At 65.2% G+C, this 16,069-nt stretch carries 17 protein-coding genes; 8 read left to right on the top strand and 9 right to left on the bottom strand.

What is annotated here, in order from left to right; all coding sequences use genetic code 11:
- Positions 1–6: 6 nt before the first annotated feature.
- The 3 genes from F1735_RS03060 to F1735_RS03050 all read left to right on the top strand — a co-directional run bounded on the left by F1735_RS03060 (position 7) and on the right by F1735_RS03050 (position 2,993).
- The gene (locus F1735_RS03060; RefSeq protein WP_167235551.1) at positions 7–1,374 is read left to right on the top strand and encodes an MFS transporter; all 1,368 of its coding nucleotides are present in this window, start codon (positions 7–9) and stop codon (positions 1,372–1,374) included.
- A gap of 162 nt (positions 1,375–1,536) precedes the next feature.
- Positions 1,537–2,430, top strand: a complete 894-nt coding sequence (locus F1735_RS03055; protein ID WP_229505604.1) for an SMP-30/gluconolactonase/LRE family protein — start codon at positions 1,537–1,539, stop codon at positions 2,428–2,430.
- 41 nt (positions 2,431–2,471) lie between these two features.
- Positions 2,472–2,993 (top strand): GNAT family N-acetyltransferase, encoded by a 522-nt coding sequence (locus tag F1735_RS03050; protein ID WP_167235550.1) that lies wholly within the window; start codon positions 2,472–2,474, stop codon positions 2,991–2,993.
- Between the two features lies 1 nt (position 2,994).
- Here the strand turns inward: F1735_RS03050 and F1735_RS03045 are convergent, their stop codons facing one another.
- Genes F1735_RS03045 through F1735_RS03020 form a run of 6 tightly spaced genes read right to left on the bottom strand, consistent with a single transcriptional unit; the run spans position 2,995 to position 7,180 of the window.
- On the bottom strand, positions 2,995–3,348 hold the full coding sequence (locus tag F1735_RS03045) for a DUF4440 domain-containing protein (RefSeq protein WP_229505603.1): 354 nt from the start codon (positions 3,346–3,348) through the stop codon (positions 2,995–2,997).
- Between the two features lie 28 nt (positions 3,349–3,376).
- Positions 3,377–4,771 carry a multicopper oxidase family protein gene (locus F1735_RS03040; protein ID WP_167235549.1) on the bottom strand — a complete coding sequence of 465 codons (1,395 nt, stop codon included), beginning with the start codon at positions 4,769–4,771 and terminating at the stop codon, positions 3,377–3,379.
- A 13-nt stretch (positions 4,772–4,784) separates the two neighbouring features.
- Positions 4,785–6,191: a TolC family protein gene (locus F1735_RS03035; RefSeq protein WP_167235548.1), complete on the bottom strand. Its 1,407-nt coding sequence runs from the start codon at positions 6,189–6,191 to the stop codon at positions 4,785–4,787.
- 2 nt (positions 6,192–6,193) lie between these two features.
- On the bottom strand, positions 6,194–6,529 hold the full coding sequence (locus F1735_RS03030; RefSeq protein ID WP_187364142.1) for a hypothetical protein: 336 nt from the start codon (positions 6,527–6,529) through the stop codon (positions 6,194–6,196).
- A 56-nt stretch (positions 6,530–6,585) separates the two neighbouring features.
- Entirely contained in the window at positions 6,586–6,939 is a 354-nt protein-coding gene (locus tag F1735_RS03025) for a hypothetical protein (RefSeq protein WP_167235547.1), read from the bottom strand.
- Positions 6,940–6,982: 43 nt separating this feature from the next.
- Positions 6,983–7,180: a heavy-metal-associated domain-containing protein gene (locus F1735_RS03020; RefSeq protein ID WP_167235546.1), complete on the bottom strand. Its 198-nt coding sequence runs from the start codon at positions 7,178–7,180 to the stop codon at positions 6,983–6,985.
- Positions 7,181–7,318: 138 nt separating this feature from the next.
- On the opposite strand from F1735_RS03020, the gene F1735_RS03015 reads away from it, so the two are divergent.
- The gene (locus F1735_RS03015; protein WP_167235545.1) at positions 7,319–9,523 is read left to right on the top strand and encodes a heavy metal translocating P-type ATPase; all 2,205 of its coding nucleotides are present in this window, start codon (positions 7,319–7,321) and stop codon (positions 9,521–9,523) included.
- A 5-nt stretch (positions 9,524–9,528) separates the two neighbouring features.
- A complete protein-coding gene (cueR, locus tag F1735_RS03010) occupies positions 9,529–9,918 on the top strand; it encodes a Cu(I)-responsive transcriptional regulator (RefSeq protein WP_167235617.1) in 390 nt (129 codons plus the stop codon).
- A 40-nt stretch (positions 9,919–9,958) separates the two neighbouring features.
- Here the strand turns inward: cueR and F1735_RS03005 are convergent, their stop codons facing one another.
- The 3 genes from F1735_RS03005 to F1735_RS02995 form a co-directional block, all read right to left on the bottom strand.
- Complete coding sequence (locus F1735_RS03005; protein WP_167235544.1) at positions 9,959–11,803, bottom strand: tetratricopeptide repeat protein; 1,845 nt, start codon at positions 11,801–11,803, stop codon at positions 9,959–9,961.
- A gap of 292 nt (positions 11,804–12,095) precedes the next feature.
- The gene (locus F1735_RS03000; RefSeq protein ID WP_167235543.1) at positions 12,096–12,446 is read right to left on the bottom strand and encodes a hypothetical protein; all 351 of its coding nucleotides are present in this window, start codon (positions 12,444–12,446) and stop codon (positions 12,096–12,098) included.
- Positions 12,447–12,670: 224 nt separating this feature from the next.
- On the bottom strand, positions 12,671–13,111 hold the full coding sequence (locus tag F1735_RS02995) for a GNAT family N-acetyltransferase (protein WP_167235542.1): 441 nt from the start codon (positions 13,109–13,111) through the stop codon (positions 12,671–12,673).
- A 163-nt stretch (positions 13,112–13,274) separates the two neighbouring features.
- On the opposite strand from F1735_RS02995, the gene F1735_RS02990 reads away from it, so the two are divergent.
- The 3 genes from F1735_RS02990 to kdpA all read left to right on the top strand — a co-directional run bounded on the left by F1735_RS02990 (position 13,275) and on the right by kdpA (position 16,064).
- Complete coding sequence (locus F1735_RS02990; protein WP_167235541.1) at positions 13,275–13,997, top strand: TorF family putative porin; 723 nt, start codon at positions 13,275–13,277, stop codon at positions 13,995–13,997.
- Positions 13,998–14,196: 199 nt separating this feature from the next.
- Positions 14,197–14,283 carry a potassium-transporting ATPase subunit F gene (locus F1735_RS38190; protein ID WP_167235616.1) on the top strand — a complete coding sequence of 29 codons (87 nt, stop codon included), beginning with the start codon at positions 14,197–14,199 and terminating at the stop codon, positions 14,281–14,283.
- The gene (kdpA, locus tag F1735_RS02980; protein WP_167235540.1) at positions 14,283–16,064 is read left to right on the top strand and encodes a potassium-transporting ATPase subunit KdpA; all 1,782 of its coding nucleotides are present in this window, start codon (positions 14,283–14,285) and stop codon (positions 16,062–16,064) included. The genes F1735_RS38190 and kdpA overlap by 1 nt, the downstream gene beginning before the upstream one ends.
- Positions 16,065–16,069: the final 5 nt, after the last annotated feature.

Raw genomic sequence — 16,069 nt, 5'->3', positions numbered from 1 at the left:
CGACCGATGAACCAGCAAGTCATAGGCAAATACCGGTGGACCATCTGCGCCCTCCTGTTTTTCGCCACTACCATCAATTACCTCGACCGCCAGGTCCTGAGCCTGTTAGCCACCGACCTGTCCAAGCAATTCGGCTGGTCCAATACCGATTACGCCAACATCACGGCGGCCTTCCAGTTTGTGTACGCGTTCTCGATGCTGTTTGCCGGCCGCGTGATCGACAAACTCGGCACCAAGCGCGCCTTTGTGCTGGCCATTACCATCTGGTCGCTCGGCGCGATCATGCACGCCTTTGCCATCGGCATCGGCGAGGGCGTCAACGGCATCCTGAGCAGCCTTGGCATGACCGTCGTGCCGGTGTCGATCGCCGGTTTCATGATGTCGCGCGCGGTGCTGGCGCTGGGCGAAGCGGGTAACTTCCCCGCCGCCATCAAGGCCACCGCTGAATACTTCCCCAAGAAGGAACGCTCGTTCGCCACCGGCATCTTCAACTCCGGCGCCAACGTCGGCGCGATCCTGGCGCCGCTGACGGTGCCGGTGATCGCCGCCGCGTGGGGCTGGCAGATGGCTTTCATCATCATCGGCGCCATCGGCTTTTTCTGGATGGCCCTGTGGATGGTGTTTTACGAAACCCCGGCCGCGCAACAGCGCATGGGCAAGGCCGAACTCGATTACATCAACAGCGACTGCGCGCTGGCGCCGAAACCGGTTCCGGGCGTGGCCAAGCCAAAAACCTCGTGGTTCAAGCTGCTCGGCTATCGCCAGACCTGGGCCTTCGCGCTCGGCAAATTCATGACCGATGGCGTCTGGTGGTTCTTCCTTTTCTGGCTGCCCAAGTACCTGGCCGCGACCTATGGCCTCAAAGGCACCGACATCATCGTGCCGCTGGCCGTTTTGTACAGCATGACCATGGTCGGCAGTATCGGCGGCGGCTGGTTCCCGACCTGGTTCATCAACCGTGGCGACACCCCCTACGATGGCCGCATGAAGGCCATGCTGTGCATCGCCTTCATACCGCTGGTGGTGCTGCTGGCGCAGCCGTTCGGCTACATCAGCTTCTGGGTTCCGGTGATCCTGATCGGCATTGGCGCCTCCGCGCACCAGGCCTGGTCGGCCAACATCTTTACCACCGTTTCCGACATGTTCCCGAAACACAGCGTCGGTTCGGTGGTCGGCATCGGCGGCATGGCCGGCGGCATGGGCGGGGTCCTGCTCACCAAGCTCGGTGGCTGGCTGTTCGATTATTATGGCGGCATGGGCCAGATCAGCACCGGCTACATGATCATGTTCTCGATCTGCGCGCTGGCCTACCTGGGGGCATGGACGATGATGAAAACCCTGGTGCCGCGCTACCGCGAAATCACCGATCTGTAAGAAGGCCACTGTTTTATGATCCGTCTTTCCCGCGCAGGCGGGAATCCAAGGCACCTTTGCGACGCGTAGATGCCTTTGATTCCCGCCTGCGCGGGAAAGACGGTCTTGAACGCAATGGCAATAAGGGCTTTAGTGGACGGCATCACAATCTGTAAGGGCAATATGAGCAAGCAAGCGATGATCGAAACCGTCCCGGACATCACCTGCGCGGTGGGCGAAAGCCCGCTGTGGAACGCGCGCGAGGGCGCCTGGTACTGGGTCGATATTCTGGGCCGGCGCATCTGGCGCTTCGATCCGGCCAGCGGCGCGCGGCGCTCCTGGCTCACCGCCGAAATGCCGGCTTGCATTGCGCTTACCGACAGCGGCGCCCTGATCGCCGGGATGGAGAGCGGCGTGTTCCGGCTCACGCTGGGCGAGGGCGAACCCGTACACGCCGCGCTGCTGGCCGCGCCGCCCGAACTCGTGCCGGGCATGCGCTTTAACGACGGCCGCTGCGACCGCCAGGGGCGCTTCTGGAGCGGCACCATGCGCCTCGACAGCCCCGAGCTGCACGCCGACGGCCGCTTGTACCGCTACACGCGCGAGCAGGGCATCTCGGCGCCGCTGGTGTCGAACCTGGTGGTGCAGAACGGGCTCGGCTTTTCGCCGAACGGGCGCACCATGTATTTGTCGGACTCGCACGTCTCGCGCCAGCAGATCTGGGCCTTCGACTACGACACCGACAGCGGCACGCCCAGCAACCGGCGCGTGTTCGTCGACATGACGGCGCACCGTGGCCGTCCCGACGGCGCGGCGGTCGATGTCGACGGCTGCTACTGGATTTGCGGGAACGACGGCGGCTGCCTGCTGCGCTTTACGCCCGAGGGCAAGCTCGACCGCACCATCGACCTGCCGTTGCTCAAACCGTCGATGTGCAGCTTTGGCGGCGCCGCGATGGATACCTTGCTGCTTACGTCGATCGCGGCCGGCCGCAAACCCGAGGACACCGGCTCCGGCACGGTGCTGCTGGTGTACCCGGGTGTGCAGGGCATGCCCGAAACCGCGTTTCGCGCATGAATGCCGGGCCTGCGGGCCCGGTTTTTCGCTAAGATAGGGGCATGACATTCGAACGCCTCAATCCAACGCACGCCTGCGCGTACCGCGCGATCACGCTCGAAGCGCTCGCGCTGCATCCCGACGCCTACACCTCCAGCGCCGCGGAACGCGCGACGCGCCCTGCGTCGTGGTGGGAAGCGCGCCTCAATCCCGATCCGGCATCGAACGAGATCGTGCTCGGCGCGTTCGATGACGGCGGCGCGCTCGCCGGCACCGCCGGCCTGTCGTTCGAGGCGCGCGAAAAAGGGCGCCACAAAGTCACCTTGTTCGGCATGTACATCACGCCGCGCTGCCGCCGTGCGGGCCTGGGCGCGCAACTGCTCAACGCCGCCCTGGACGTTGCCGCATCGCGGCCGCACGCAAAAATCATCCAGCTCACCGTCACCGAAGAGAACGCGGCTGCCCGCAGCCTGTACCAGCGGCTCGGCTTCGCCGTCTTCGGCGTGGAACCGTACGCCATCGCGCTCGACGGGCGCTACCTGGCCAAAGTCCACATGTGGCGCGCGCTGGCGGACCTGGACTGATTCACTTGGCCTTGCGCGAGGACCAGTGAAAATGCAGCACTACCCAGCCGTCTCCCTTCTTTTCCAGGATGGCGGTCTCGCCGTCGATCCGCTCCTTGTGCCGCAATACCCTGCGCGTGGTGGCCCTGGCGAACGCAATGTCGTCCGCCAGGTGATGGTCCGCATATTCGCTGCGTGAACGCTCCACGTGGCCGGCCTCGTAAATGACGGCCTCGGGGCTGAGCAACTTCATCGCGCGCGCCTCGTCGCCCGCGTGCAGGGCGGCGTGAAAGGCCGACAGCGTTTCGCCGGGCGTCGCCGCCCGGGCATGGAGCGATGCCAGTCCGAGGACGGCAAGCAGAACGAATTGGCGCATCAGCTTCTCTCAGTGCTTGCAAAAGGCGTCAGTGTGCATGATTTTTGCCCGGTTTGGTCACTTGCAGCACCTTTTCGCCCGGTTTTGCCGCCATCTTGCCGGCGTCCGGCGCGCGCACCGCTTCCGGCCTGGCGATGCCGCCTTCTTTCCATTCGTAGGCCAGCGTGCCGGCGGGATGCTGGTACCAGCCCGGGTCCTTGTAGTCGCCGCGCGCGAGGCCCTTGCGCACCTTCAGCGTGGTGAACATGCCGCCCATGCCGATGCCGCCGAACGGGCCGCTGCCGGTCATCATCGGCAGCGTGTTGTCCGGCAGCGGCATCTCCATCTCGCCCATGTCGGCCATGCCCTTGTCGCCCATGACCATGTAGCCCGGCACCAGCTTGTTGATCTTGCCGAGCACCTCGCGCTGGTCGACCCCGATCAGGGTCGGCACGTCGTGGCCCATGGCGTTCATGGTGTGGTGCGATTTGTGGCAGTGGAAGGCCCAGTCCCCCGGTTCGCTGGCGACGAACTCGATTGCGCGCATCTGGCCGACCGCGATATCGGTCGTCACTTCCGGCCAGCGCGCCGCCGGCGGCGTCCAGCCGCCATCGGTGCCGGTGACCGTGAATTCATGGCCGTGCATGTGGATCGGGTGATTGGTCATGGTCAGGTTGCCGACCCGGATGCGCACCTTGTCATTCTGCGCGATCACCATCGGGTCGATGCCGGGAAAGGCGCGGCTGTTGAAGGTCCACAGGTTAAAGTCGAGCATCGTGTTGACCTTGGGCGTATAGCTGCCCGGGTCGATGTCGTACGCATTGAGCAAAAAGCAGAAGTCGCGGTCGACCCGCATGAAGTTGTGGTCCTTGGGGTGGGTGATCCAGAAGCCCATCATCCCCATCGCCATCTGCGTCATTTCGTCGGCGTGCGGGTGGTACATGAAGGTGCCGGGACGCTTGGCCACGAATTCGTAGACGAAGGTCTTGCCCGGATCGATGCCGGGCTGGGTCAGCCCGGTCACGCCGTCCATCCCGTTCGGCAGGCGCTGGCCGTGCCAGTGTACGCTGGTGTGCTCGGGCAGCTTGTTGGTGACGAAAATGCGCACCCGGTCGCCTTCCACCACTTCGATGGTCGGGCCGGGCGACTGGCCGTTGTAACCCCACAGGTTGGCCTTCATGCCGGGTGCGATTTCGCGCACCACCGGCTCGGCCACGAGGTGGAATTCCTTGACGCCGTCCTTCATCCGCCAAGGCAAGGTCCAGCCGTTGAGGGTGACCACCGGGTTGTACGGGCGGCCGTTGGGCGGCGTCAGGGGCGGCTGGGTGGCCGCCTTGTCCATGATGACCGCTTCCGGCAGCGAGGCGGCGCCGGCGCGCGAGACCAGCGTCGTGCTGACGGCCAGCGCGCCCGCGCCAGTAAAGAAATTTCTACGTGAGACCATGTTGCTTGTCCTTTCAGTGTGGGGCCGGCGCGGCGCCAGGCGCTGCGCTGCCGGCGCGTGGGGTGGCGGTGGCGTCGCCGGCGCCGGTCAGGGCGGCCTGCAGCGCGGCGTCCGCGATCCAGTAGTCGCGCTGCGCTTCGATGGCGGCGTTGACGGCAACAACCTGCTCGCGCGCGTCGGCCAGCAGTTCGAAGACGCTGATCAGCATGCCGTTGTAGCGCAGCAGCTGTTCGTCGGCGATGCGTTTTTTGAGCGGTACCACTTCGTCGCGGTAGTGGCGCGCCAGGTCGTAGGCGGTGCGGTAGGCGGCATGGCTTTCGCGTACCTGCGAGCGGGCGTCGACGGCAAGTCCGGCGGCGCGATGCACGGCCTGCATGTACATCGCCTCGGCTTTGGCCACCCTGGCGCCGCCCCAGTCGAACAGGGGAATCTGCAGTTCGATTTCGTAGCCGGTGGCGCGCTCGCCGCTGTCGCTGGTGTTGCGCAGGTAGCTCAGGTCGAGCAGGTTGACGAAGCGGGTGGCGCGCGTGAGGCCAAGCGACGATGCCAGGCCGGCCAACTCCTTTTGCGCCATCAGCAGGTCGAGCCGGTTGCTCATGGCCTGGGCTTCGGCGTCAAGCACGTCGCGCGCGGCCGCCGGCAGGTCGGGCAGGCGTTCGGGCAGGGTGAAAGCGGCCGGGTCCGACACGCCCAGCAGGCGCGTGAGCTTTTCGCGTTCCAGGGTGCGGGCCTGGCGCGCGCGCGCCCGGCCCGCCCCCGAATCGGCATAAAACGCCGGTTCGCGCGCCTGCGGCAGGTTGCGCCAGTTGCCGGCCACCGCCCTGCGGCGCGCCAGTTCGGCGCTCGCTTCGGCGGCGTTTTTTACCTGTTCCATGTAGCCGGCGCTTTGCTGGGCGGCGACCGCGCCGTACCAGGCGCGCCGGGTGGCGTCGGCGGTGCGCAGCACGTCGCCGGCGGCGCGCATTTGCGCCTGTTCGTAACGGCGCCGTTCGAGGCGTGTGGCGACCGGCATGGTCAACAGGCCGATCACGGGCAGCATCAGCTTGCGCTCGATCTCGACGCCTTCGTGGCGCTTCATGCGGCCGAAACTGAGCACCGGATTGGCGATGCGGCCGGCCTGCACCAGGTCCGCTTCGGCGATGCCCAGTTCCGCGTAGTCCGCTTGCAGGCCACGGTTATTGAGCAGGGCGATGGTGACTGCGTCGTCGGCCGACAAGGGCTTGGCCAGCAAGGCGCCGACCTGCTGTTCGACATTGCCGGTGCCGGGCGCGCTGGCGGGGATGGCGTTGCCGCCGCGCTGTTGCGCGAGCTGGCGCACCTCGGCGTAGCCGCCGTCGGGCGAGAAGGATGCGCAGCCGGCGGCGAAGGCGCAGATGGTGGCGAGCGCGATGCGGTGCAGCGGGGTCGATAGTCGTCGCATCGTCATTGCTTGTGTTGGTGGTTCTGGTGCGGATCGGCCTTGGCCGGCTGCGCGCTCTTTTTCATGCCGCTCATATCGTGGCCGGCATGGGGATCGTCAAGCCTGGGCGCATCCGGTTTTTTTGCGGCGCCCATGTCGTGGCCGGCGTGGCCCATCCGGCCGGGGCGCTTGAGCAGTTGTTCGTTGGTGTCCTTCCAGGAGGCCGCTTGCGGCTCCCGGTAGGCGCGGTACCCGGCAAAAGCCGAGTCGTAGGCGGGTGACGCGGCCGGCGCTTGCGCCAGCGACGGCGGCGTGGCGGCGGCGAGCAGCAGTGCCCATATCAGGCGAAGGGAATTCATGACAACCTCAATCGTGTTGGTTAAAAGACGCTGGTCCGTGGACGGACCAAGGGCATTCAGGCGATCGGGGAGTGAGGAGGACGTTCCAGGCCGCCGGGGATATGCGCCGTCACGTGCATGGCGGCGTAGGCAATCAATTCGGAGGCGAGTGGCGGCGCGGCGCCCGGCGCGGGAAATGCCGGGGCGATGGCCATGCCCACGCAGCAGAAGGCGCAGTTGCTGCACTTGGCGGCGCAGTCCGGCGTGGCGCTATCGGCCTTGTCGCAGTGGCCTTCGTCCATGCTGGCGACGGCATGGCTGGCGAGCGGCGCAGTGGCCGCTTCGCACAGGGCTGACGATGCCGCCGCGAAACCCTGCAAGGGAATCGCAAGCAGCATCAGCCACACCAGCAATGTTCGGAAGCACTTCATGGACAAAGTCTAGCACATGGAAAATCGGGCCGCGCCGTGCGGATCAAGCGGCCTTGGCGGGATAGCCGGCCTCGGCCAGGCTGGCGAGCACCTCATCCTGCGCCGCCGTCGTGTCCAGCTCAATGGTGCGCGCAGGCATGTCGAACGTGACGACGGCATCCTGGTCGAGCTCCTTGACGGTCTTGTTGATGACGCCGGCGCAATGGCCGCAGCTCATCTCGGGAATGCTCAGTTTGATCATGGCGGAACTCCTGTTGGAAGATGGAATAAAGCCATTGTCGACGTTCCTACGGTAGTAAGGTCAAGCGGTTTTTTCGCTTGACCTTACTATAATGGGAAGCTTAATGATGGTGGCATGCGAATGTAAGAGGAGCTTGAAATGACTACCACTGCAAGGCAAAACACGCAGGACGCCGCCGAAACCACGCTTGAGGTGGGCGGCATGACGTGCGCCTCGTGCGCCGGACGGGTCGAAAAAGCCCTGCGCGCGGTCCCCGGCGTGCAGGGCGCCACCGTCAACTTGGCCACCGAGAAAGTATTGATTACCGGCGCAGCGCTCGATCCGGCCCAACTGATCGCGGCGCTCGAGCGCGCCGGCTACTCGGCCAACGCGCCTGCCGACGTGGCCGCCCCCGTGGCGCCGCTGCGCGGACTATCCGAGCCGATGGAAATCGCCATCGCCGCCGCCCTCACCATGCCCTTGCTCGCACCGATGCTGCTGGCCGCTGTCGGCATCGACGCGATGCTGCCCGCCTGGGTCCAATGGCTGCTGGCCACGCCGGTGCAATTCTGGATCGGCGCGCGTTTCTACCGTTCTGCCTGGAAAGCGCTGCTGGCCAGAAGCGGGAACATGGACTTGCTGGTCGCGCTTGGCACCTCGGCCGCCTACGGCCTGAGCCTTTACCAGTGGTTCGGCCAGCAGCAGCACGGCGCGCACCTGTATTTCGAAGCGTCCGCCGTGGTGATCACCCTGGTGCGACTGGGAAAATGGCTGGAAACGCGCGCCAAGCGCCAGACCACCGAAGCGATCCGTGCCCTGCAGTCGCTGCGCCCGGAAACGGCGCGCGTGCGCCGCAACGGCGTGGAGACCGACATGCCGATCACTACACTGAAGGTCGGCGACGAGGTCGTGATCCGCCCCGGCGAGCGCATTCCGATGGATGGCGAGGTCATCGAGGGCGCCAGCCACGCCGACGAATCGATGCTGACCGGCGAAAGCCTGCCCGTGAGCAAAACCGTGGGCGCGCGCCTGATCGGCGGCGCGGTCAATGGCGAAGGCTTGCTGCTGGCCCGCGCCAGCGCCATCGGCGCCGAAACCGTGCTGGCGCATATCATCCGCGCGGTCGAGGATGCGCAGGCGGGCAAGGCGCCGATCCAGCGCCTGGTGGACAAGGTCAGCGCCGTGTTCGTGCCGGCGATCGTGCTCATCGCGCTCCTTACGTTCGCCGGCTGGTGGCTGGCCAACGGCGACTGGAGCACGGCGCTGCTCAACGCGGTGGCGGTGCTGGTCATCGCCTGCCCGTGCGCGCTGGGGCTGGCGACGCCCACGGCGATCATGGCCGGCACCGGCGTGGCCGCCAGGTATGGCATCCTGATCAAGGATGCCGAGGCGCTCGAACTCTTGCACGGCGTCACGGTGGTGGCGTTCGACAAGACCGGCACCTTAACCGCCGGCAAGCCACGCCTGAGCGCGCATGTCGCCGTGTCCGGGGAGCCGGGCGGCGCACACGCCTTGCTGGCGCTGGCGGCCGCCGTGCAGCAGGGCAGCGAGCATCCGCTGGCGCGCGCGGTGGGGGACGCGGCGCGCGCGGCGGGCATCACGCCGGCCCCGGCTGGCGGCACCCGTGCCTTGGCCGGGCTGGGCGTGAGCGCCACGGTGGATGGCCGCGAGCTGCTGCTGGGTAACGCCGCGCTGATGCGCCAGCATGGCGTCGACCTCGCCGTGCTGGCCGCGCAAGGGCAGGCGCGCGAGCAGGCCGGCGAGACGGTCTCGTGGCTGGCCGAGGGCGGGCGCCTGCTCGGCATGCTCGCTTTTGGGGACGCGCTCAAGCCGGAGAGCCGGCCAGCGATTGATCGGCTGCACGCGGCCGGCATCCGCACCGTGATGCTGAGCGGCGACAATCCCGGCAGCGCGCGCCACATCGCGGACCAGCTCGGCATCGACGAGGTGCATGCGCAGGTGCTTCCCGAGGGCAAGGCGGCGATCATCGCGGCCTTGCGCGCCAGCGGCGAGCGGGTGGCGATGGTGGGCGACGGCATCAACGATGCGCCGGCCCTGGCGGCGGCCGATATCGGCGTGGCCATGGGCAGCGGCACCGACGTGGCGATGCACACGGCCGGCGTGACCTTGATGCGGGGCGACCCGCGCCTGCTGGTCGACGCCATCGACATCTCGCGCCGCACCTACGGCAAGATTCGCCAGAACCTGTTCTGGGCGTTTGTGTTCAATGTGATCGGGGTGCCGCTGGCGGCGTTTGGCTTGCTCAATCCCATGATTGCCGGGGCGGCCATGGCGTTTTCGAGCGTGTCGGTGGTCAGCAATGCGCTGCTGCTCAAGCGCTGGGTGGCGGGAGCGAGAGCATGACGATGATGAATATCGGCCAGAGCGCCAAGGCGTCGGGCGTGTCGGCGAAGATGATCCGGCATTACGAATCGATCGGGCTGATCGGCGAGGCGCAGCGTACCGATGCCGGCTATCGCGTGTATGGCCCGCGCGATGTGCAAGTGCTGCAGTTCATCCACCGCAGCCGCGCGCTGGGCTTTTCGCTGGAACAGATCAAGACCTTGCTGGCCCTGTGGCAGGACGAGCATCGGGCCAGCAAGGATGTGCGCGCGATGGCCAGGCAGCATATCGCCGAGCTCGACCGCAAAATCGGCGAGATGGAAGCCATGAAGCGGACCCTGGAAAAGCTGGCCGGCGCCTGCCATGGCGACGAGCGGCCGGACTGCCCGATCCTCGACGATTTGTCGCTCGGCTGAGGCGCCCGGCAGGTGCGCGCGCTCGTCCAACCGGCTGGCGCTACGCTTTCTTACTTGACGGCTTCTTTTTGGGGGCTGGTTTGAGGACCCTTGCCACCGCCTCGCTGAACTGGTCCGGTTCGCCCGAGGCGGCGCGCTTTTTCAGCGCATCCGTGGTGAGCTTGCGGTCTTTGCTCAAGTGCAGCAGCATACGCAGGCTGGCGTCGGCCTCGGCCGGCTGGTCGGCCAGCGCGGCGGCCTCGGCCTTGTTTCTCCAGCCTTCCACGTGGTCGGGCGCGGCGTCAAGCAGTTTGGCGAGCACCATGCGCGCACGCTCGTAGTCGCCCGCGCCGATGAGAGCGGCGCCGAGCGTGCTGCCGGCAGCGAAGTTGGCGCCGTCGGCATCGACCGCGATGCCGAGTGTGACGATGGCGGCCTTATAGTCCTTGTTGAGAAATTCTTTGGCGCCTTGCTGCAAGAGTGCTGCCGATGCTTCCCTGGCGTTCTCCGACGCCGCCTTCTGCGGCCTGGCTTGTTCCATCAGGGTACGCACCGTGGCCCAGTCGCGCGCATTGGCGGCGACCAGGATGGGGGACAGCGGCTGGACTGGCTTGAAAGGCATGTTGACGTACACGCTGGGGGCGGCGACGGCCGCTGCGGCTGGCGCCGCCACAGCCGCTACGGCCTTTGGCGGCGCTGCCGGGTCGTTGACTAGCTTGTAAAGCAACACGCCAACGATGACCGCCGACACCAGCGACATGGCCAGCGACACCAGGTCCGGCCCATTGCCTGAGGACGCCAGTTCCGGCACCGGCGTGGGCGCCGGCTGGGCGTAGTGCAGCGCGCGCTTGGCCAGGGCCGCCTGGCGCGACTGGCGCGAACGCTTTGCGCGCCGCTTGTCGCGCCAGATGGACAGCACCCACAGGACGCCGACCGCCGCTATGCGTTCGGCCTGCATTTCATAAAGGAAGCTGGTGGACGCCAGGCCTGCGAACATCAGCGCCCCCGTGGCAAGCAGCGGCGCGATCATGCCGCGAAGCGCGTGCTTGCCCTTGGCCAGATTCGCTGGCAGCGCGTCCGTCACCAGATTGGCGTCGAAGGTGCCGTCGACCCAGGCATTGTATTGTTTGCCGCCGTACGCGATCACGACATGGCCTACCGGAACATACACTGCCGATGCTTCCCAGCTGGTGCTGGCGTTCCAGTGCCAGTCGCGTTGCTGCTCGCCTTGTGCGTGGCCCTTGACGCAGGTCTCGACCACCTTGGCGACGCGCGCCTCGGCGTGCATCGAATAGGCGCTGTGCCGGGGCAGGGCGTAGGGCTGGGTTTCGACGCCACTAACATAGGCGGCGTCGAACGGCCTTGCCAATATCATGTTTTGCAAGCGGTCAAGCAAGGGCAAGGCGGCCGGCGCCAGGCCGCTGCCGGCGTAGGCGAACATGAGAAACTGGTTGGCGTCCTGGCCGTTGACCGGGCGCCAGTCGACGACGGTGCGTGACTTCGTGACCGGCACCCGCTGCGATTGGCCATCCACGTGGCGCAGCACATGGTCGGTATACGTTTCGGTCCGGTTGTAGCCGAACGATGCCGTCCACGAGGCACTGTACGAGACGGTGAAGGCAAAGCAGGGCATATAAAAACAATTGACGGACAGCACGGCGCGTTCGACCATGTCGTCCGGCACAAGATCGTTCGCCGCCAGGTGCCGCAGCACCCCGAAGGCGAGCGCGTTTTCTTCGACCGACAGCGGAATGATCCGCTGGGCCGCCATGCCGGCCGTTGGCGCGGCATGCGCAATCGGCGTGACCGTGTCGCAGTAATCGCATTGCAAGGCTTGCAAGCCGGCCGCGTAGCTCAGGTTTGCGCCGCATCCCTGGCAGATTAATGTGTCCAGCTGTGCCGCCATCGCATCCTCAAAATATATTGTTCCCTACAGCAACATCCTGCGGTGTCATCCTGCGGTGTCAGGTCTGACATTCGGACACTGTCATCCTGCGGTGTCAGGTCTGACATTCGGACACGGACTCTACCGCCCTGCGGTGTCAGGTCTGACATTCGGACACGGACTGTACCGTGGAGGTCCGATTGAGTTCCATAAAAGATGAGTTCGTGTCCGATTGTCAGACCTGGCACCAGTTTCTGATAAAAGATGGGCTCGTGTCCGATTGTCAGACCTGACACCGGTTTTGACACCGGTTTTACTGGCCAGCCGCTTTCAGCAGCGGATTACTCGACGTGCCGCCTTGACCGCCGGTTTTGTAATGCGTGACAACCACGCCTTTTTTGTTGAATTCGAAAGCGGTGGTCTCGCTGATATTTTTGCCGATGATGGCTTGCCCGATCTGGGTGAAATCGTAATACCAGACGGTATTGCCGCCGGCTTCCGTTTTCCGGTTTGGCTGGCCGACGGCGGCGATCACATCGGCTTGGGTGCTTTTCTTGTCAATCACGCTTGCCATTTGTGCCGCCGAAATTTGCGTGCCCGTCTTCATCGCGCCAAAGTCGGACAAGCCTTTTACCGAACCGAACCGAACCGAACCGAACCGCATGCGCTTACGCTCGCCAGGCAGATCACAGTCAGGCAAATACGGATTGTATTCTTCAACATAAACACGCCAGGGCTAACAACTCACTTGAAATCAGGTATGCCGACGCAAATTCCGGCACTTGCACATGGGATTATACGGAACAGTCACCCAGCTTATCTGATTGGCAATGTGAATGCTTAAATATGCTCCCGCCGGCCACGGTCATTCGCCTGTTTCCCCCCGCTTCATTCAACAAGTGCTTTCTCCATCCGCCATGCATCCATTCCATCTTCGTAATACGCTTCATATTCTCCGAATACCCGATACCCGCTCCTTGTAAACAGCCCGATCGACGCCACGTTATCCTTGCGCACCTCCAGATACACCACCGTACACCCGCGCGCCAGCGCCGCCTGTTCCGCCGCGCGCACCAGTCCCGCCGCCACCCCGCGGCCCTTCCAGGCCGCCGCCGTCGCAATGGTGTACACCCGCGCCCGCGCCGTCTTCGCGCGAAACAGCAAGGTCAGGTAGCCGCGCGTTTCTCCCGCCAGGGTATCGAGCAGCGTTAGCGATTTTCCTCGCGACAAAAGATGCCGAAAACTGCGCCGGCTCACCCGGTCGCCGCTGAAACTCGCTTCTTCGATCGCCGCCAGCGTCTCCACATCGTCCATTGACGCGTTGCGCATCGTCGCCGTCTCATGCATGCCCATTGCTACTCCCCGCTTCATCAAGGCCCGCATTTTTACATTTCCTTTACGGCAGCGTGCCAACTCTTTAGAAATTTTTTACGGCCACGTCGATACCATTTGCTGTGTCTCCACTCCTCACCACAGCCAAGAAAGAAGCACCATGAAAATCGCCATGTTCGCCGCTGCCCTGTTGTCGTTCTCCGCGCACGGCGCGACCGACCTCAGTGTCAACGCCGCCGCCACCAGCGACTACCGCTATCGCGGCATCTCGCAAACCCGCCTCCAGCCAGCCTTGCAGGGCGGGGCCGACCTGGTGCACAAGCCATCGGGCTGGTACGCCGGCGTATGGGCCTCGACCATCAAGTGGACCGAGGATGCCGGCGGCGACGGCAAGGTCGAGCTCGACATCTACGGCGGCAAGCGCGGCCAACTGGCGGGCGGCGTCGGCTATGACGCCGGTGTGCTCACCTACGCCTACCCATCGAACCGGCTCGGCCGCGTCCCCGGCTTCGCCAACGCCAATACCACCGAGGTCTACGGCCAGCTGTCGTACGGCGTCGCCCTGATCAAGTACTCGCATGCGCTGACCAACTTGTTCGGCTACGTCGACAGCAAGCACAGCGGCTACCTCGACCTGGCCGCCAATCCTGACTTGGGCAATGGCGTCGTGCTCAACCTGCACGCCGGGCGCCAGCGCGTAGCCCACAACGGCGCGGCCAGCTACACCGACTACAAAATCGGCGTCACCAAGGATGTCGGCGTGGCCAGCGTGGCCCTGGCCGCCATTGGCACCAATGCCAACAAGGCCGCCTACGCGTCGCCCGCCAACGGCAAGTTCCTCGGCAAGTCGGCGCTCCAGCTCACCATCAGCAAAACGTTTTAACGTGCGCGTTTACGCATTGTTTACACCAGCGCGGCAACTCTTTACACCGTTTTTAGACGCTTGCCGATACGCTCATCAATAACAAAACCAACTCGTTCGAGGGTGATATGGACCTGATTTTTATCGGAGCGCTCCTGCTCTTTTTCGGCCTCTGCTGCGCTTTCGCAGCCGGCTGCGCCACCTTGGAGGGCAAGAAATAATGGAACCCGTCTACATCGCCGGCTGCGTGGCCGCCGGCCTGCTGGCCTACCTGGTCCATGCGCTGCTGAACGCGGAGGACCTGTGATGAGCATGCAATCGATGGCGCTGCTGGGCGCTTTCCTGGCCGTGCTGCTGGCGCTGGCCTGGCCGCTGGGCCGCTTGCTGGCCAGGGTTGGCGCCGGCGGCGCCGTGCCCGGCTTCGGGGCGCTGGCGCCGCTCGAGCGGCTGTTGTACCGCGCCGGCGGCGTCGCGCCGGACACCGGCATGGGCTGGAAATCGTATGCCACTGCGCTGCTGGTGTTCAACGGCGTGGGCGCGCTGTTCGTCTACGCCATGCAGCGCTTGCAGGGGTTCTTGCCGCTCAATCCGCAGGCGCTGGGGAACGTCAGCCCCGATTCCTCGTTCAACACCGCCGTCAGCTTTGTGGCCAACACCAACTGGCAAGGCTACGGCGGCGAGCAGACCATGAGCTACCTCACCCAGATGGTGGCGCTGACAGGCCAGAACTTCTTTTCGGCCGCCACCGGCATGGCGGTCGCCTTTGCGCTGATCCGCGGTTTCAGTGCGCGCTCGGCGGCGTCGATCGGTAACTTCTGGGCCGACATCACCCGCTCCACCCTGTACGTGCTGCTGCCCTTGTCGCTGCTGTTCGCCGTGTTCCTGATGGGACAGGGCGTGGTCCAGAACTTCAACAGCTACCAGGAAGTGCAGTTGATCGAGCCGGTCGCGTATGCGGTCTCCACGCCAGGCGCCGATGGGCAGGCGCTGAGCGAGGCCAAGGTCGCCACCACCCAGACCATCGCCATGGGCCCGGTCGCGTCGCAGGAAGCGATCAAGCTGATTGGCACCAACGGCGGCGGCTTTTTCAACGCCAACTCGGCCCACCCGTACGAAAACCCGAGCGCGCTGTCGAACTTTGCGCAGATGCTGGCGATCTTCCTCATTCCCGCCGCGCTGTGCTTCGCCTTCGGGCGCATGGTCGGCGATGCGCGCCAGGGCTGGGCGATTTTGGGGGCCATGAGCCTGATGTTTGTCGTCGCCGCCAGCGTGGTGATGAATGCCGAACAAGCCGTGCATCCGCAACTGGCGGCGCTGGGCGTGGACCAGGGTGCGAGCGCCCTGCAGGCCGGCGGCAATATGGAAGGCAAGGAAGCGCGCTTCGGCATCGCCGCCTCGACCCTGTTCGCCGCCGTGACCACCGCCGCCTCGTGCGGCGCGGTCAACGCCATGCACGACTCGTTCACCCCCATCGGCGGCATGGCGCCGATGCTGCTCATGCAGCTGGGCGAAGTGGTGTTCGGCGGGGTCGGCTCGGGCCTGTACGGGATGCTGGTGTTCGCCATCATGGCGGTCTTTATCGCCGGCCTGATGATCGGCCGCACCCCGGAATACCTGGGCAAGAAGATCGGTTCGTACGAAATGAAAATGAGCTCGATCGCGATCCTGGTCACTCCGCTGCTGGTGCTGGGCGGAACCGCGCTGGCGGTGATGCTGGACGTGGGCAAGGCAGGCATCGCCAACCCCGGCGCGCATGGCTTCTCGGAGATCCTGTACGCCTTCAGCTCGGCGGCCAACAACAACGGCAGCGCCTTTGCGGGCTTGTCGGCCAATACCCCGTTCTACAACACCATGCTGGCCATTGCCATGTGGTTCGGACGCTTTGCCGTGATCGTGCCGGTGCTGGCGGTTGCCGGCGCGCTGGCCGCCAAGCCGCGCCTGAAAGAGAACGCCGGCACCATGCCCACCCACGGCCCCATCTTCATCGGCCTCCTGGTCGGCGTGGTGATGCTGGTCGGGGTGCTCAATTATGTACCGGCGCTGGCGCTCGGTCCCGTCGTCGAGCATTTGCAGCTCTATTCCAAATAACTTCA

The sequence above is a fragment of the Massilia genomosp. 1 genome (genome assembly GCF_011682185.1).
In the GTDB taxonomy this organism is placed as follows: Bacteria; Pseudomonadota; Gammaproteobacteria; order Burkholderiales; family Burkholderiaceae_D; genus Telluria_A; species Telluria_A rubra.
This window is presented reverse-complemented; position numbering and strand designations above follow the sequence as displayed.

What these genes read in the sequence shown, in the direction of transcription:
- F1735_RS03060 (WP_167235551.1), top strand. Translation starts at nt 7, where the DNA reads ATGAACCAGCAAGTCATAGGCAAATACCGGTGGACCATCTGCGCCCTC.
- F1735_RS03055 (WP_229505604.1), top strand. Translation starts at nt 1,537, where the DNA reads ATGAGCAAGCAAGCGATGATCGAAACCGTCCCGGACATCACCTGCGCG.
- F1735_RS03050 (WP_167235550.1), top strand. Translation starts at nt 2,472, where the DNA reads ATGACATTCGAACGCCTCAATCCAACGCACGCCTGCGCGTACCGCGCG.
- F1735_RS03045 (WP_229505603.1), bottom strand. Translation starts at nt 3,348, where the DNA reads ATGCGCCAATTCGTTCTGCTTGCCGTCCTCGGACTGGCATCGCTCCAT.
- F1735_RS03040 (WP_167235549.1), bottom strand. Translation starts at nt 4,771, where the DNA reads ATGGTCTCACGTAGAAATTTCTTTACTGGCGCGGGCGCGCTGGCCGTC.
- F1735_RS03035 (WP_167235548.1), bottom strand. Translation starts at nt 6,191, where the DNA reads ATGCGACGACTATCGACCCCGCTGCACCGCATCGCGCTCGCCACCATC.
- F1735_RS03030 (WP_187364142.1), bottom strand. Translation starts at nt 6,529, where the DNA reads ATGAATTCCCTTCGCCTGATATGGGCACTGCTGCTCGCCGCCGCCACG.
- F1735_RS03025 (WP_167235547.1), bottom strand. Translation starts at nt 6,939, where the DNA reads ATGAAGTGCTTCCGAACATTGCTGGTGTGGCTGATGCTGCTTGCGATT.
- F1735_RS03020 (WP_167235546.1), bottom strand. Translation starts at nt 7,180, where the DNA reads ATGATCAAACTGAGCATTCCCGAGATGAGCTGCGGCCATTGCGCCGGC.
- F1735_RS03015 (WP_167235545.1), top strand. Translation starts at nt 7,319, where the DNA reads ATGACTACCACTGCAAGGCAAAACACGCAGGACGCCGCCGAAACCACG.
- cueR (WP_167235617.1), top strand. Translation starts at nt 9,529, where the DNA reads ATGAATATCGGCCAGAGCGCCAAGGCGTCGGGCGTGTCGGCGAAGATG.
- F1735_RS03005 (WP_167235544.1), bottom strand. Translation starts at nt 11,803, where the DNA reads ATGGCGGCACAGCTGGACACATTAATCTGCCAGGGATGCGGCGCAAAC.
- F1735_RS03000 (WP_167235543.1), bottom strand. Translation starts at nt 12,446, where the DNA reads ATGCGGTTCGGTTCGGTTCGGTTCGGTTCGGTAAAAGGCTTGTCCGAC.
- F1735_RS02995 (WP_167235542.1), bottom strand. Translation starts at nt 13,111, where the DNA reads ATGCGCAACGCGTCAATGGACGATGTGGAGACGCTGGCGGCGATCGAA.
- F1735_RS02990 (WP_167235541.1), top strand. Translation starts at nt 13,275, where the DNA reads ATGAAAATCGCCATGTTCGCCGCTGCCCTGTTGTCGTTCTCCGCGCAC.
- F1735_RS38190 (WP_167235616.1), top strand. Translation starts at nt 14,197, where the DNA reads ATGGAACCCGTCTACATCGCCGGCTGCGTGGCCGCCGGCCTGCTGGCC.
- kdpA (WP_167235540.1), top strand. Translation starts at nt 14,283, where the DNA reads ATGAGCATGCAATCGATGGCGCTGCTGGGCGCTTTCCTGGCCGTGCTG.